Genomic DNA, 17,268 nt, shown 5'->3' on the forward strand with positions numbered 1-17,268 from the left:
ATGTTAAAATCAATTCAGTTGAGCCAAAATATTCTGAAATCTTCAGGGCTCAGTTCTCAAATTTCAGAAATACTAAAATCCCAAGAAGGCATTACCAAAAGTTTAAGCGGATTTAATATGATGGCTGAAATTGCTAAAAGTATTCAATTTCAAAAAATGTTTGTAGGTCCTGATTTGTCAGCGATTGAAGCAAGGTCAAAATCAATTAGCCATCAAATAGAATTCGCAATTCCACAAACTACGATTGATTCAATCTCATCTATAAATAGACAACACGAGCAATTTATTAGCGGAATAAGAGCATTGGCAGAAACTGTAAGAATTCAGTCGCCAGTTTTGAGGCAATTTAACGAACTGAATTTTGCGCTAAATAGGATTTCAGGACAGATTGCAGCTCTAGCAGCACAGCAAAGAAATTGGGCAGTAATTGATGACTATGAAGAAATAACCGGACAAGCAATTGAATTTTCTGAAAGTCTAACAGAAGAAGTTACAGAAGAACAACAAAGACAGTTTCAAGTATTACTTACTTTAGTGTCGGCATTTATAAAGAAATATGGCGTTCAAGCTTATCTAATTATTGACATCATTTTACGATTTGCAGGGTTTCATCAATATTATGACTTTTTAAAAGAGAAACCTGTATTAGCAACAAAAGCAGAAGTCCATCAAATTTCGAACAAACAAGATTCAATAAGTCATTTTATACAAATACTTTCAGAACAATTAAAACAAACAAATGACTATCGAATTACAAATCGACATTGTGATGTGAAATTGAAACCCAAGACAAAAACTTTAACAGTTTCTAGACTACCTAAAGATTTTGAATTGGTTGTTTTACAAGTCAATCATAAATGGGTTTTAGTAAGCTTCTTTGACCCAAAAGATAACTTGCCACAGACAGGTTGGGTAATGAAAAAATATTTGAGCAGACCAGCTCTTTGAGGTTTGCCCCTTCAACCGCCTGCCAAGAGTTTTGTATTTCCTCAAAAAATCCCAAGTCCCCACTTTATCACCTTCACACCACCTCAGATCACATAGTTATCAGTTCAACACCGTTGGCTGGGTGAATCCCGATTATCGGGATGTAATTGGAATAGCATGCTTTTCCTATCGGAAAGCCTAGGTCATTAGAATTACAAATTCTAATTGATAGAAAGGTGTAATTGCAAATTGCACCTAGGATAACATTACACCTAGCGGGGGTAGAACCAGAAAAAATAGTTGGGCAGTAGCTCAGAGTCAAATCCTGAACACTACCATAACTTTATCTCGCCTAAGAAGAAAGGATACGAATCGATGCTTTCTTACTACCTCAAAACGCAACCTACAATCCAATGAACCACCGTATACGAGACCCGTACGTGCGGTGGTGTGATAGGCGCACCGTGGGCATATGACTCACGGCCGTCTCTCGATTGTGCAAAGTTCTTTCATAGTTTGAAGGGTTTAATTTCTTTTTGATTCACTACTTCAACTTGTTCAGCGACATCTGTAAAGGGAATTATATTTTTACTTTGAAGTTTGCTGCGTAGATTGATAAATTCAATATCTTGTTCTGTTTTAAGATTTAATATTTCTCTTCCTGCAATTCCTTTGGGTGTAATTTCATCTCTTTCGTTTTTGCCAAAATGAGCAAAAATAAATTTATTTTGATTAGTTTCAATATCGTCTAAAATCATTGAAAACTCAAAACCAACCCCACCCTTCATTGTGTCTGCTTTTTGCTTGTATGTTGGAGAAAGTATTGTTATTATTTTCTGATTAGAACTAAACGCTTCAATCATCATTTTTTTAAAATGGATAGCAGTTTCTTCTTGAGTTTTTAATCTATCCATCGATGCACTATAGCCTTTTTCTCTTAGAAAGTTTACAAATGAAATTACAGTGTCGTTATGTTGGTTATTCTCCCAAGCATACGTAACAAATACATCAATTTTCTCCCTAACTACTGTAGTATTAACTTCTTTTATATCGCTTTTCTGTGATGTTGGCTTAGCTGATTTTTGTAATCTCTTTAGGTGTTGTATAAGTTTCTCTCTTACTACTGTTAAAATATTTTGAAGGTTACTTTTTCCGAATTGATGAAAAGCTTCCAGTACGGTTATGTTAGGATTATTGTATTTAACGATGTGGTTCAATGAACTTACGAGTTCTTGTGGTAGCTGTCTCTTTAAAATATCTTTAGTAATATTTTTTAAGTTGTCTTGAATAAATCCTATACCATCAGGGATGTGAATGATTGTGAAATCAAAACCTGCTTGCTTAGAAGCTGTTGATAAATCAATAGGAGTATTGTTTTGAATACCATATGCAGTTTGAATTGTGCATATAATTTCACCTTTTATTTTCCTGTAGGATGGTATTTCTGCATTGTATCCGTTCAATTCGTAATTAACAAATTGTTCGAGGTCAGAATCATTATAGGATTCTGCATATTCATTAGCTTCGAGGAGTAATAAGTTTAATTCTCCATCTCCTATTAAAAGTCTTTGTATGAGTACATTCATTTTTTAAAATTTTGCACAACCTCTTTATTTATTCATCTTTTTGATAGAAAGTTATCAGAATTGGTCAAATAATCACACCTTTTTGCCTTCTATTCCCAAACCCCAATAACCCCAATTCTCCTCCCCCCCCACAATACCCTATACAGGGTATATTTTACAAAATCTGCATCTTTTTTCACTTCACCGCCTTCTCCATCCTCCCTTTTCCTCCCACGATCGGCAGGGTCAGCACCGTACCAACTAGATCTATCGTCAGTTCTGTGCCTGGCTTTGGAAGCAGCGTGTACTCTGCGTCTGAGGAGAAGATCATTAGTCCGATCTGCTGTCCTGCGGGGATGATCTGATCGTCTGGCTGTAGGTCGAAAGTGACCTCGTAAAACTTCCCTGGCACTAGTGGTTCGCCTTTTCGGATGGAGGAGTGGTTTTGTGGATCTGCCCAGCCTCGGGTGATGATATTGTCTGTGATTTTGGCATTTCTCCCTTCCGTCCAAGGCAAGGAAACCAGCCATACTGAAAGGTTAGCTGCAGGTTTATTCGAAGCGAGTTTTACGGTGATCTTCGGAATTCCAGAAATATGAATCGGCTCGGTTAGCACCGGGCTGAGATAGATCAATCTATGCTCGGTATAGTCTGCCTGCGCCAAGGCTGAACCAGAAAAGGAATAGTTGTCTACTAGCGTTTCTTGTTTGCCAGTAGTCTTTTTCTTCAGACTCATACTTCCTGCTGCCGGAGCTCCTGCTTTCAGGTAGAAGTTCACGTCTGAAGCCTCAGGATTTGGGAAGTCTTCATAAGGAGTTGGATTGCTTTGTTCGTCTCGCTCTCGGACGATATAGGCTTTTGGTCCTTCTTCCACACCGTTATCAACGCCATGAAGGTATTTGGTAAACCATTGATTCATCATAGCAAATGGGGGAGGTCCGCCATGGCCGTTTTGGTGATAATAGATTTTGGCAGGAATCCCTTTGGCGCGAGCCGCATCATAAATCCTATAGCTGTGTTCGGGCATCACGTTCCAGTCATTGAAGCCATGCGACATCAGCAAAGCTGCTTTCATCGGGCCCATATCATTGATGTAGTCACGGCCAGCCCAGAAGTCATTGTAGTCACCGGTAGCTCGATCCATGCCTTGCGCCATTTCGGTATCACGGACCGTCTTGTTGTTGTAGGCACGTTTTGACTCATCTCCACTATGGATGAAATCATACAAGACATCGATATCCTCTCCCAAATATCCGCCCGGTGAGCGAACTAGTCCATTGGATCGGTAATAGTGATAATAGGAGGTATTGGGAGCGATGGGGATAATGGCTTCCAGGCCTTTTACGCCGGTAGTTGCCGCTGCCAGTGGGAGCGTGCCATTATAGGAAGTTCCGGTCATGCCCACTTTCCCAATGGACCAAAAGGCCATCACTTTTTCATTTCCGTCGGGCGTGGTATAGCCATTGTCTTTGCCTGTTAGCCATTCGATCACAGCCTTTGGTGCCAAAGATTCATTGTCTCCACCGACGGTGGGCGAGCCCTGCGAAAGTCCGGTGCCGGGAGAGGAGGAGTGCACCACGATGTAGCCACGAGGAACCCAAAGCATAATTTCAGTATTGGATATAATTGGCCGCTTACCTGTGCGAACTACCTCTGCTTTGTTTCTTGGCTTGGCTACTGCACCAAGTTCATGCTTTACATCCCAAAAGATGGGAGCTGATCCAGCAGTTCCTGCATAATAAGGGCTGCTGGCATAGACCACAGGAAGCTTGAGTCCTTCCGTTTCGGTTTGTTGCGGACGGGTTACATCCACATGCATCCGATCTTTTTTGCCATCTCCATCGGTGTCAAACTCCGTTTCCACCCAGAGATCAGTACGAATCCAGTTGGCAGAATCCTTCAGTTCTGGGATGATTTGAGCTTCCCCATTTATAAAAATGGGTTTGACTTGTGCCAGTAGGTTGTGCGTTCCGAATACGAGTACCAGTAGAAAAAGTAGGGAGGGTTTGAAGAATTTCATAAAGCGGAATTTAATGTCGTTTTAATGGAATTCTTAAGATAAGGTAAAATGGGTTATTTGGAGAGGTTTCTTATTTGAATGATCGGTAGAAGGTAAATACCGATCGTGCCCTTGGCACTCTTGGTCTTTGTTTTCGATCTTACCCCGAATTTCGCTGCGCTGTATTCGGGGCTAATACGGGTTTTGCCTTTGGCAAAAGGGTAGTGCATAAGAAAATCCCTAATGTCTGTTGTGTTTCTTTTTTAAGATAAGGCAGAGGAAACAAAGTATTAATTTGCTGCCTCATAAAAAAACTTGCTGTGATTACTGAACCCTTGCCAAAGGCAAGGCTAGTAAAAGCCCAGAATATAATTCTGGGTTTGAAACATATGTGATTTATTTATAGAGTGCCAAAGGCACGATCGGTGCTAAACAATGTTACATCATCTATTTGGTTAACCTTTCCCCGAATTTCGCTGCGCTGTATTCGGGGCTGATACGGGTTTTGCCTTTGGCAAAAGGGTAGTGCATAAAAAAATCCCTAATGTGTGATGTGTTTCTTTTTTATGATAAGGCAGAGGAAACAAATTATAAATTTGCCGCCTCATAAAAAAACTTGCTCCGATTGCTGAACCCTTGCCAAGGGCTAGGCTGGTAAAAGCCTAGAATGTGATTTTGGGTTATGTTTCAGATTAAATTTTCGGAAAAAGGAAATACCGATCGTGCCCTTGGCACTCTCATAATCTTTCTTGTTGATCTTACCCCGAATTTCGCTACGCTGTATTCGGGGCTGATACGGGTTTTGCCTTTGGCAAAAGGGTAGTGCATAAAAAAATCCCTAATGTGTGATGTGTTTCTTTTTTATGATAAGGCAGAGGAAACAAATTATAAATTTGCCGCCTCATAAAAAAACTTGCTCCGATTGCTGAACCCTTGCCACGGCAAGGCTGGTAAAAGCCCAGAATATAATTCTGGGTATCGAAATCTAATCGATATATTTATAGAGTGCCAAAGGCACGATCGGTATTAAATATTTATAAGTAATAGGACTATGCCACAATCCCTTGCAAAAGTATATCTCCATGTTATTTTTTCAACAAAGGATAGAAAACCTTTTATTTCTCCAGAAACAAAACCAATCCTGCAGGCTTACATCATTGCTTTAGCTTCCGAACTTGGAATTTACACTCTAGAAATCTTCGCTAATCCAGATCATATACATTGGCTTTGTACTCTTCCAAGAACACTGAGCATTGCCGACATGATTCAAAAGATTAAAATTCCCAGTTCAAATAAGATGGCTAGAATTGGTCCCAAGGAATTTCATTGGCAGAAAGGATACGCCGCTTATTCAGTAAGTCAATCAAAATTGGAAACAGTTAAAAAGTACATTCAAAACCAGGAAGAGCATCATCGTAAAATAACTTTTCAAGAGGAGTATATTCAATTTTTGGAAGAATATGAAATCGAATATGATTTGAGATACGTCTGGGATTGAATTATCGAAAGTCAGTAAATACCGATCGTGCCCTTGGCACTCTTGAAAGAGAGGATGCTAAACTCACCCCGAATTTCGCTGCGCTGTATTCGGGGCTGATACGGGTTTTGCCTTTGGCAAAAAGAGCTGTCGCGTCATTGCCGAACCCTTGCCAACGGCAAGGTTGGTAAAAGCCCAGAATGCAATTCTGGGCTTGAAATATAGGAGATGTTTTTATAGAGTGCCAAAGGCTCGATCGGTGATAAACAATCTCGTATGATCTATTTGGTAAACCTTACCCCGAATTTCGCTGCGCTGTATTCGGGGCTGATACGGGTTTTGCCTTTGGCAAAAAGAGCTGTCGCGTCATTGCCGAACCCTTGCCAACGGCAAGGTTGGTAAAAGCCCAGAATGCAATTCTGGGCTTGAAATATAGGAGATGTTTTTATAGAGTGCCAAAGGCACGATCGGTACTAAACAATCTCGTATGATCTATTTGGTCAACATCACCCCGAATTTCGCTGCGCTGCATTCGGGGCTGATACGGGTTTTGCCTTTGGCAAAATAGCTGTCGAATTATTGCCGATTCCTTGCCAAAGGCAAGGTTGGTAAAAGCCCAGAATACAATTCTGGGTTTAAAATAAATTAGAATTTTTTTGTAGAGTGCCAAAGGCACGATCGGTGATGAACATTTTTTTCTCATGAGTAAATCAAAATTTTCAACCTCTATAAATTGAATTGAAATATATATGGGATTGGATTATGGTAGAATTTAATACCGATCGTGCCCTTGGCACTCTTGTTCTATGATTTCGAATTTACCCCGAATTTCGCTGCGCTGTATTCGGGGCTGATACGGGTTTTGCCTTTGGCAAAATAGCTGTCGAATTATTGCTGAACCCTTGCCAAAGGCAAGCCTGGTAATAGCCCAGAATGTAATTCTGGGTTATGTTTCTGATTAAATTATCGAAAAAAGGAAATACCAATCGTGCCCTTGGCACTCTCATAATCTTTCTTGTTGATCTTACCCCGAATTTCGCTTCGCTGCATTTGGGGCTGATACGGGTTTTGCCTTTGGCAAAAGGGTAGTCGAATTATTACTGAACCCTTGCCAAGGGAAAGGCCAGTAAAAGCCTAGAATGTGATTTTGGGTTATGTTTCTGATTAAATTTTCGGAAAAAGGAAATACCGATCGTGCCCTTGGCACTCGCATGATCTTTCTGGCTGATCTTACCCCGAATTTCGCTGCGCTGCATTCGGGGCTGATACGGGTTTTGCCTTTGGCAAAAGGGCAGTCGAATTATTGCTGAACCCTTGCCAAGGGCAAGGCTAGTAAAAGCCCAGAATGGAATTCTGGGTTTGGAACGTATGTGATTTATTTATAGAGTGCCAAAGGCACGATCGGTAATGAAAATTTTCATCCCATGAGTAAATCAAAATTTTCAACCTCTGCAAATTGAAATTCATTACATATAGGTTCGGGATTGAATTATCGGGGTCAGGTAAATACCGATCGTGCCCTTGGCACTCTTGTTCTATGATTTCGAATTTACCCCGAATTTCGCTGCGCTGTATTCGGGGCTGATACGGGTTTTGCCTTTGGCAAAAGGGCAGTCGAATTATTGCTGAACCCTTGCCAAAGGCAAGCCTGGTAATAGCCCAGAATGTAATTCTGGGTTATGTTTCTGATTAAATTATCGAAAAAAGGAAATACCAATCGTGCCCTTGGCACTCTCATAATCTTTCTTGTTGATCTTACCCCGAATTTCGCTTCGCTGCATTCGGGGCTGATACGGGTTTTGCCTTTGGCAAAATGGCAGTCGAATTATTGCTGAACCCTTGCCAAGGGCAAGGCTGGTATAAGCCAAGGATGTGATTTTGGGTTATGTTTCTGATTAAATTTTCGGAAAAAGGAAATACCGATCGTGCCCTTGGCACTCTTCTTCTATGATTTTGATTTTACCCCGAATTTCGCTTCCCTGCATTCGGGGCTGATATGGGTTTTGCCTTTGGCAAAAGGGCAATCGAATTATTGCTGAACCCTTGCCAAAGGAAAGGCCAGTAAAAGCCCAGAATGTAATTCTGGGTTTTGAAACGTATGTGATTTATCTATAGAGTGCCAAAGGCACGATCGGTGCTAAATAATCTCAATAGAACAATATTATTATTTATACTTACAGTACTATATAATACCTTTTCTTAAATTAATTTATGTATATCCGCTTTTCTACCAGTAAGACGTCAAAAGCAATGTAAGATATGTTAAACTTAAGAATTGAGGCCACTTCAGTCTTAGGTCATCCAACCTGATAAGCAAAGAATCTAAGGTGACTGGCATCATTGCGGATAATCATAATTAATAAAACTATTCTATTTCGCTAATGTCTGAATGTCTCGCTACCATAAAACAAAATATGCCATAGCCCAGCATACCCAACGCTACTGCTCCCATCAAAAAATTCCCATAGGGCAGACTAAGCAAATATTGTAAAGCGCCTTCCGTTCCCTGTAGTTCATCACTGTCATGAGCCAAAATAACTTTAATTAAAAAGAAGGAAATTACACCGAAAACTACTCCTCTTGCTATATACCCGTATTTTCCAGCTCGTTTTACCAGTTGGTATTCTTTATTGTTATCAGGATTTTCGTCTAACTTTTTCATGTGTTTTCCACTAAATCCTATATAGGCTTGCCAAATAGCATTTATTCCTGAGCCTATAGCAATTATCCAGATCACCCAAACTCCCCATTCCTTTTCGAGCAACATGTTTAATGCTGCTTTTTTAGAATCATCTCCTGATGAACCTCCACTAGTAAAGAGAGGTTTAGCAAAGGAATAAGCAATGAATGCGTACAAAATTCCCGAATAAGCGTATTTGATTCTAGAAGCAATTCTCTTTTTGCCTTCATCGCCGTTGGGGTCAACTGCAGCTTGATACAAACGCCATAAGCTATACGATAATAAGCCTAATGCAACAATGCTTGTAAGGATCACTCCACCAGGCAATTCTTGGAGGAAACGTACAATTCCAGATTTTCCTTTTATATCACCTCCTAAACCAAATGCGGCCATTGCAGCTAATATTCCGATCAAAGCATATACTAAACCTTTACTATAATAACCGAATTGTTTTACCTTTTTTACTTTGTCTTTCTTTGAGTTTTCCATATGCTAAAGCTGCTGCAAGGTTGATTATATTTATGATCCAAGGGTGCATGTGTTGTGCCAAATAAACTAGAGAGCAATTTAATTTGAGCCTCGTTCATCTAATCTTATATATTGGGATTTCAATTTAGCTATTTAAAGTTAAGGCTGTTTGCTCAAGACTAACTGCTTATTTGTTCCTTCTCGAGGTGATCTTGACTCCGCCATTGCGAGGAACAGTCTGTCCCGACATGTCGGGGAAGCAATCTCATTGATAATTCCTAATTCCTTAAAATACCTTTTCTTAAATTGATAAGGCTACTCCATTCCGCTAATAGCAGAATGTCGGGCAACCATAATACAAAAGATGCCAAAACCTAGCATTCCCAAGGCCACTGCTCCCATAAGAAAACTGCCATAGGGCAAACTCAATAAATAATGAAAAGCACCCTCTGTGTCTTTCAGAGCATTGGCATTATGAGCCAAGCTAACCAATACTAAAAAATATGAAATAACTCCAAAAACTACTCCTCTTGCCATATAGCCATATCTTCCGCTGCGTTTCACCAATTTGTACTCATTTTTGGTATTAGGGTTTTCATCTATCTGAATCATAAACTTGCCACTAATTCCCAGATATACCTGCCAAATAGCATTCCCGGCCATACCTATGGCAAAAATCCACATCACCCAGATTCCCCAATCCTTTTCCAACAGTATACTTAATGCAGCTTTTTGAGACTCACCTTCCGATGAAACTACAGAACTGAAAAGTGGTTTGGCAAACGAATAGGCTATGGCTCCATAAAAAAATCCTGAATAAGCGAATTGAATTCTTGGCCCAATTCGAGTTTTGCCTTCTTCGCCGTGGGGATCAACTGCGGCTTCATAAAAGCGCCATAGGCCATGTGCTAATAATCCTAAAGCTACAATTGCTGTAAGAACTATACCACCAGGCAAGTCATGAAGAAATTGGGCAATACCAGCTTTACCTTTAATATCTCCTCCCAAGCCAAAGGCAACTAGTGCAGCTAATATACCAATCAGGGAATACACCAAGCCTTTACTGTAGAAGCCGAATTGCTTCACCTTTTTTATTTTTTCTTTTTTTGATTTTTCCATTTCCTAATACTTTCTAAAGGGCTGTCTCTTTCCTCGGTTTAGGAGATGGACTGTAACTGTAAGGGGTTTAGCTTACTTAAATAAAGTAGTGTGGTTTACAGTAATTACGCATTTAATAGGTTATAAAAAATAATTAATACCTATTACACTAAGGATTGTGAGTTTATCAATTCGCCAGAGTTGTTAAATTCAGCCAGAATTGCTCAATTTTTAATATAGCACCTAGAAATTCATCCATATTTAGTGGTTTTTTCACATAACTGTTGCAGTGGTTATCATAGGCTTTATCAATATCCTTCTGACTGGATGAAGTCGTCAGCATTATGACAGGGATTTTTTTTAGGCCTGGATCAGCTTTGATTTGCTTTAAAACCTCATGTCCATTATATATGGGAATGTTGATGTCCAAAAGCACCAGGTCAGGTTTTTTGCTATTGATATATTCCCCTCTCTTAAATAAAAAGTCAAGCGCTTCTTGACCATTTTTGACGACAGTTATCTCTGCTTTTATTTTAAGATCTTCGAAAGATTCTAATATGAGAAATATATCACCTTCGTTGTCTTCCACTAAAAGGATATGGGCCATTTTCATTTTGTTATTATCCATTCTATTTGATTTTAGAAATTGTGAAATAAAATACTGTGCCTTCGCCGAGGATGGACTCCAACCAAATCTTGCCCCCTAAAAATGCTACATGCCTTTTGGCAATTGAAAGACCTATTCCTGTCCCAGCAAATTCATCCTTATTTTGTAATCTTTGGAACATGACAAATATTTTATCGTGGAATTGAGGATCTATTCCAACCCCATTGTCTTTGATTGAAAATTTCCATTCATGTTCGTATTCCACTCCTTCAATCTCGATTTGTACTGGATTATCAGAGTACTTCAGTGCATTGTCAAGCAGGCAATGAAAGATTTGCGTTACCACTGCTTTATACGTTTTTAAGGTTGGTAGTTCCTGAAGTGTAAAAGAGGCCGATTTCTCTGAAATGAGTTTTCTCCGTAATTGCTTAAAATCAGCAATTACTTGGTTTAGATTTAGCTCTTCTGTTCCTTCAGTAGGTTTACTTGCTCTAGAATACTCCAATAAATCAAGAATGATCTGCTTCATTCTTTTGGCGCCATCTGTTGCAAAGTGAATATACTGGTGTCCTTTTTCGTCCAATTGATCTCCGTATTTCCGCTTCAATAGATCCATAAAGCTTGCAATCATTCTCAGTGGTTCCTGTAGATCATGGGAAGCAACAAAAGCAAATTGTTCTAATTCTTCATTAGAACGCTCAAGTTCCTGCGTGTATTTTTGAAGTTCTTGATTCAGATCATTTAACTGAATTTGCATCACTTTTTGCTCCGTCACGTTAGCCATAGCTCCAACCATACGGACCGCTTTCCCTTCTATATCTCTGACTATAATTCCCCGATCGATTACATACAGTATTTCACCTTTTTCATTATATACTCTATATTCTAGTTCCCATCGGGAACATAATGGATCTGAAATAGCATCATCCAAGCTCGCCTGTATTTTGGGAAGGTCTTCTAGATGAAATTTATCTTTCCAGAATTCACTTTCCTTAAGAGAAGCGGAAGCTTCTTTTCCAAAAAACCTTTCAATTGAACTGGATCGGTAAAATGTATGGTTGACTAGATCCCAATCCCAAATAGAATCCTTGGTTGCTTCAGTTACTTTTTCAAATCGCTCGTGTGCTTGGAGGATACTTAATTCTGCTTTTTTACGCTCGGTAATATCCAGGATAATTGCTAAAAATCTTTTGTTGTACCCTTCTATTATAAATTGTAAATGGACTTCCACAGGGTAAGTACTTCCGTCTTTCCGTTGATGATTGGTGAAAAATATAATTTTCTTCTGATCATCAGTTACCAATGGATTTATAAGCTCTTTGAAAGAAGTAGATGTGAAATCGGGCTTTATATCAAGAGGTGATATTTCTTTTATTTCCTCCTCTGAATAGCCAAGATTATTAAGCGCACCTTTGTTGACATATATAAATTGGAGTGTATCAGCATCGAATATATAAATTTCATTTAGGCTGTTTTCTATGGTTGCCTGCAGACTAGACCTTTTCTCTTCCGCTTCCTTACGTTCTGTTATATCTCTCGTTATTCCCAATAATGAAGTGATAAGCCCTTGCTCGTTCTTCATCGGTACAGAATGTGTCTCTAACCAGCGGTGAGTGCCTTGAAGCCCTTCAATCTCATATATGAGTTTCCCAGCCTCTCCTCTAAATACATTTTTTATAAGATCAGCAAATGCTTTTCTATGATCCGGCAATAGAATATTTATTACAGCTTTCCCTAGCACTTGCTCCTCGCTCTCAGCTTCCAACATTGCCAAACCTGCTTGGTTCATCATTAAAAGTTTACCATCCGAGTCTAATAATTTTACGCATTCTGGTTCTGCTTCTAAAATAGTGCGAAACTTATTTTCGCTTTCCGCCAGTTTTATTTCTGATTTCTTTCGTTCATCAATGTCCTGAAAACTTCCAAAAATCCGTTTGCATTCACCTTCTATAAATTCAGAATTACCGGTGGCACGCACCCACAATTCAGTCTTGTTTTTAGTAATTAAAATAGCTTCATAATCAAATGGGGTTCCGAAGGAGATAGAATTTTCTATGTTTTGCTGTACTAATTCGCGAAAATCCTCTCTGAAGAAGTTGATACCTGTTTCTAATTTTGGTATAAATAATTTAGGGTCCGTTTCATGCATTTTATGAACCTCATCTGACCAAAAAAGGCTTTGATTCACTAAATCAATATCCCAACTTCCAATTTTGGCCAACTGATTAGCCTGACGATTTAATTCCCTAAGTTTCTTTTCTTCCGTAATATCCTTTGCAACCGCATAGATAATACCATGCTCCGGTGCTGAAGTTGCCGACCAGCTCAACCACACTATTTTGCCCTGTTTGGTGATGTACCGGTTTTCATAATTGGATTGTCTTCCCCCACTGTATAGATTGAATTGCTGATCTTTGGTCTTCAGCCTATCATCCTCATGAACAAATGATCTGATCGGCTGTGAGCACATTTCTTCTAATGAATATCCCAGTAATTCTAAACCAGCTGGGTTGATCCGTTTTAGATAGCCATCAAAACCTGCAACACAAATGATTCCAGGGATGAAGTCAAAAATCTGAGCCAATTCGATTTCAATTTTCTTACGACTTAGTTCGGCACCGATAGAAGACTCTAATTTTTGCAGTAGAGCTGAATAATGGACTAAAGCCGATTTCGTTTTTTGCGTACCTAACAGCAGCACACCTATAACCTCTTCTTTATCTTTCAATGGCACTCCCATCATGGCCACTATACCTGCATTCATCGCAGCCACTTTTCTGCTTGTAAGCCACTGACCCTCGAAATTCCCCCAAATCTCTGTCGTTTGATATTCCCAAACATAGCCGGGCATTCCCTCGCCTATGGCACAAGTCTTTATTTCTTTGGTCGCTTCATAAAAGGTATTTCCAGCCTTGCCTTCAGCGTAATTAGTGACCCGATTAATTGTTTTAGCGTCAATAGCAGGCAACCAAATTTCAGCGAAATCAAAGTCTCCAAACTTAGTTATGTGCGCGCAAAGTTTCGTCAGACATTTTGTCAAGTCATTGTCAATACTTTGATTGAATATTTTACTTATTTCATTAATCAGATCTTTTTCAAGTTCCTTGGTTTTTTTCTCAGTGACATCCCGTTCAATAGAAATCCAATGGGTGTACCAGCCATTTTCATCTGCTACCGGAGTCAACGAAAAGTTTATCCAAAATTCTTCTCCGCTTTTTTTATAGTTTATGGTGGTTAATTCGCAAGGCTCCCAATTTCTCATTTTACGGCCTAGCTTTGCCAGTTCTTCTCTATTGGAATTAGGTCCCTGAAGAATTCTTGGTGTTTTTCCTAGGACTTCATTGGCTGTATATCCAGTCATTTTGGTAAATGCCTCATTGATATAAATGATCTTGGGTCCAGGTTCGTCAAATGGCTCCGCTTCGGTTATCAAAACGGCATCATTTGTATTGGTAATGACACTTTCGAGGAGTTTTAGTTTCTGTTCCTCTTCTATTTTATCTGTGATGTCCCTTGAGTTCGCTACAATTCCTCTCACTACAGGATTATCCAACATATTAGTAACCACTGTTTCAACCCAACGCCATTCCTTTTTCTTGTTTAGAAAACGAAAGGGTTTTAAACTAATCCTGCTTTCAATTGCTATTTTCTGCAAACCTTCTGCTGTTCTTTCTACATCATCAGGGTGGATGAATTCAAATGCACTTTTACCAATAAATTCTTCTGGAGCAATTCCTAGAACAGCAATACTTGTAGGACTTACATATGTGTATCTTCCTTCTGCGTCTAGTATTCCTATTAGGTCAGAGCCATCTTGAACCAGCGCTCTAAATCGTTGCTCGCTTAGAAGAACTTTTTCTTCATGCTCAACTTTTTCCGTGATATCTCTTGAATTGACTACAATGCCGTTTATTGTAGGGTTATCGATCATATTTGATAACACAGTCTCAACCCATCGCCATTCATTTTTTTGGTTTTTAGCTCGGTACATGGGGACTGATACCCTTCTTTCGCTCGCTACTTTTTTTAGGCTGGCTAGGGTTCGTTCAGCGTCATCTGGATGAATAAACTCAAAAGCATATTTGCCAATAAATTCTTCTGGAGGAATGCCTATAATTCCTGTACTGGAAGGACTCATATAAATATAATATCCTTCCAAATTTATAATCGCGAAAAGGTCATAACCTTCCTGAACCAAGGCTTTGAACCGTTGCTCGCTTTGGAGAATCTTTTCATCCTGCTCAATTTTTTCCTTACCATCTCTGGCTACACAATACATCAGTTGAGTAGCTGGGTCCCATCTTACTGACCAAATATTATAAGCGATATCACCATTTTTTTTGATATACCTGTTCACAAAAGACCTAATGTCCTGACCACTTAGTATGCTTGCAGATATTTCAATGGTTTTGGGAAAATCCTCTTCCAAAACAAAATTCATGTAAGGTTTACCTACCAGCTCTGCGGGTGCGTAACCCCAATGATTTGTGCTGGCAGCACTAACATATACAAAGTTGCCATGTTTATTAATTGTACAAAAAACATCTAACGAGGAGTCTATCAATTGATTCGCTTCAGATCGTTGTTTTACTATCCGTGTGATATCTTTTGATCGGCAGGCAACGGCAAAAATCTTACTATCCTCTCCTGATACTGGTTCAAAAGTAGTTTGACCATATTGAATTTCATTTGCCTTGGGGTTGAAGTGATGATCTTCTATTTCAAAATACTCTCCCTTAAAAGCTCTCTTATAATAGGTTTTCCATTTTTCGATAACTTCCTCTCCAAAGTCTTCTATAAAGATAGATTCGTATAGTTTGTGTTCAGTCCCTCTGACTGTTTTCACAATGCTTAAATACTTTTTATTGGCGTAAATCAATTGGAAATCAAGGTTGATGATCCAAAAAAGGTCTCTGCTTTGATCAAGTAAGAGGTGGGGCAGCTGAGTTTGTTCCATGCTATAAACCTGTTTTTATAGTATTTATAAAAAGTTCAAGTGGAATCCAGTTGGATGAATCTTTCCGTGCAGGGATAATCTGAGCTTCCCCATTTTCAAAAATAGGTTTCACTTGTGCATGTAGATTATAACTTTCTATGAATAGTAACAGCGTAAAAAGTACGGTCTGTTTAAAGGACTTCATATAGCGTGCGATAAAGTGGTTTTAATGGAATTCTTAAGTTAAGGCAAAATGGGGTATAGGCGGGGTAAACGATTCAATTTTGCAGATATAATTACTTTTATGGAAGTTTTCTTCGTCTTTTCCATATGTAATTGCTATACATAGCTACCATGTTGTGATGTGGAATCAGTCAAAACAGAGCAATTCCAACGAAGCAATCTGACTAACACGAGCAGACCGCTTCTTCCACGAAGAATTGGGAAAGGAAGTAGCTCCTCGCAGTGACTAGGGTGAGAAACATTGAAATTAGCTTTCTGAATCTTTTTCACTCTCCTTCCGTTATTCTGATCTTTGCTATTCTACTTGCTTTAATGTGCTATTGAACTTCTCAATTTGGCAATTGCAAGGGGCAAAAGTATCTTTGTATTGAATTCATTTAAACCGAACTATTTTGGCAAATAAAACTGTAAAAGTGGGCTTAGTCCAGTTGACTTGTTCTGGAGACGTAGCCGAAAACATGACCAAAACCATTGCAGGTGTGCGTGATGCTGCGGCAAAGGGCGCTCAAGTCGTGGTACTTCAGGAGCTTTTCCGCTCGCTATATTTTTGTGATGTGGAAGATTACGAGAATTTTAAACTTGCCGAGTCTATCCCCGGCCCATCCACAGATTCTATGAGCTCATTGGCCAAAGAACTTGGTGTCGTGATCGTAGCTTCACTTTTTGAAAAACGTGCTGAAGGATTGTATCACAATACCACGGCTGTTTTGGATGCAGACGGCAGCTATCTGGGTAAATACAGAAAAATGCATATCCCAGATGATCCGGGATATTATGAGAAATTTTACTTCACTCCAGGTGATCTAGGGTATAAGGTATTCCCAACCAAATTCGGAAAAATAGGAGTGCTAATCTGTTGGGATCAATGGTATCCAGAAGCAGCTAGAATTACTGCACTTAAAGGTGCTGACTTCTTGGTTTACCCTACTGCTATCGGTTGGGCAGGTACTCAGGACGAAGCAACAAACGACGAGCAATATGGCGCATGGCAAACCATCCAACGCTCGCATGCAGTAGCGAATGGAATTCCAGTAGTGTCTGTTAACCGTACTGGAGTGGAAGGACCAATGCAGTTCTGGGGTGGAAGTTTTGTTTCCAATGCCTTCGGTCGGGTGACTTACAAAGCACCTCATTTGGAAGAGGAAGTTCACGTAGAAGAATTGGATCTGACAGGTTCGGATCGATACCGGACTCACTGGCCATTCCTTCGTGATCGAAGAATCGACTCTTACCAACCTATCACTCAGCGCTACCTCGACGAAGAATAA

General features: G+C 39.5%; 10 protein-coding genes. 3 read left to right on the plus strand and 7 right to left on the minus strand.

What is annotated here, in order from left to right; genetic code table 11:
- Positions 1 to 948, plus strand: coding sequence for a hypothetical protein (locus tag BVH02_RS01155; protein WP_143244165.1), 948 nt, complete (start codon positions 1 to 3; stop codon positions 946 to 948).
- Positions 949 to 1,436: 488 nt separating this feature from the next.
- Here BVH02_RS01155 and BVH02_RS01160 read toward each other — a convergent pair whose 3' ends face one another.
- Together BVH02_RS01160 and BVH02_RS01165 are read right to left on the minus strand one after the other, a co-directional pair.
- A complete protein-coding gene (locus BVH02_RS01160; protein WP_086497916.1) occupies positions 1,437 to 2,513 on the minus strand; it encodes an AbiTii domain-containing protein in 1,077 nt (358 codons plus the stop codon).
- Positions 2,514 to 2,688: 175 nt separating this feature from the next.
- On the minus strand, positions 2,689 to 4,512 hold the full coding sequence (locus tag BVH02_RS01165) for a Xaa-Pro dipeptidyl-peptidase (RefSeq protein ID WP_086497918.1): 1,824 nt from the start codon (positions 4,510 to 4,512) through the stop codon (positions 2,689 to 2,691).
- A gap of 1,030 nt (positions 4,513 to 5,542) precedes the next feature.
- Between BVH02_RS01165 and tnpA the strand changes: the two genes are divergently transcribed.
- Positions 5,543 to 5,989, plus strand: coding sequence for an IS200/IS605 family transposase (tnpA, locus tag BVH02_RS01170; RefSeq protein WP_086497921.1), 447 nt, complete (start codon positions 5,543 to 5,545; stop codon positions 5,987 to 5,989).
- A gap of 2,344 nt (positions 5,990 to 8,333) precedes the next feature.
- On the opposite strand, the gene BVH02_RS01180 is transcribed toward tnpA, so the two are convergent.
- The 5 genes from BVH02_RS01180 to BVH02_RS01200 form a co-directional block, all read right to left on the minus strand.
- A complete protein-coding gene (locus BVH02_RS01180; protein ID WP_086497924.1) occupies positions 8,334 to 9,137 on the minus strand; it encodes a DUF1206 domain-containing protein in 804 nt (267 codons plus the stop codon).
- 294 nt (positions 9,138 to 9,431) lie between these two features.
- Positions 9,432 to 10,235 carry a DUF1206 domain-containing protein gene (locus BVH02_RS01185; RefSeq protein WP_086497926.1) on the minus strand — a complete coding sequence of 268 codons (804 nt, stop codon included), beginning with the start codon at positions 10,233 to 10,235 and terminating at the stop codon, positions 9,432 to 9,434.
- A gap of 166 nt (positions 10,236 to 10,401) precedes the next feature.
- Positions 10,402 to 10,842, minus strand: coding sequence for a response regulator (locus BVH02_RS01190; RefSeq protein ID WP_317045408.1), 441 nt, complete (start codon positions 10,840 to 10,842; stop codon positions 10,402 to 10,404).
- 1 nt (position 10,843) lies between these two features.
- Positions 10,844 to 15,778 carry a PAS domain S-box protein gene (locus BVH02_RS01195; RefSeq protein WP_086497928.1) on the minus strand — a complete coding sequence of 1,645 codons (4,935 nt, stop codon included), beginning with the start codon at positions 15,776 to 15,778 and terminating at the stop codon, positions 10,844 to 10,846.
- 1 nt (position 15,779) lies between these two features.
- A complete protein-coding gene (locus BVH02_RS01200) occupies positions 15,780 to 15,962 on the minus strand; it encodes a hypothetical protein (RefSeq protein WP_086497930.1) in 183 nt (60 codons plus the stop codon).
- A 430-nt stretch (positions 15,963 to 16,392) separates the two neighbouring features.
- On the opposite strand from BVH02_RS01200, the gene BVH02_RS01205 reads away from it, so the two are divergent.
- The gene (locus BVH02_RS01205; protein ID WP_086497932.1) at positions 16,393 to 17,268 is read left to right on the plus strand and encodes a carbon-nitrogen hydrolase; all 876 of its coding nucleotides are present in this window, start codon (positions 16,393 to 16,395) and stop codon (positions 17,266 to 17,268) included.

Origin of the sequence: Algoriphagus ratkowskyi, from assembly GCF_002150505.1 — a bacterium.
Lineage (GTDB): Bacteria > Bacteroidota > Bacteroidia > Cytophagales > Cyclobacteriaceae > Algoriphagus > Algoriphagus ratkowskyi.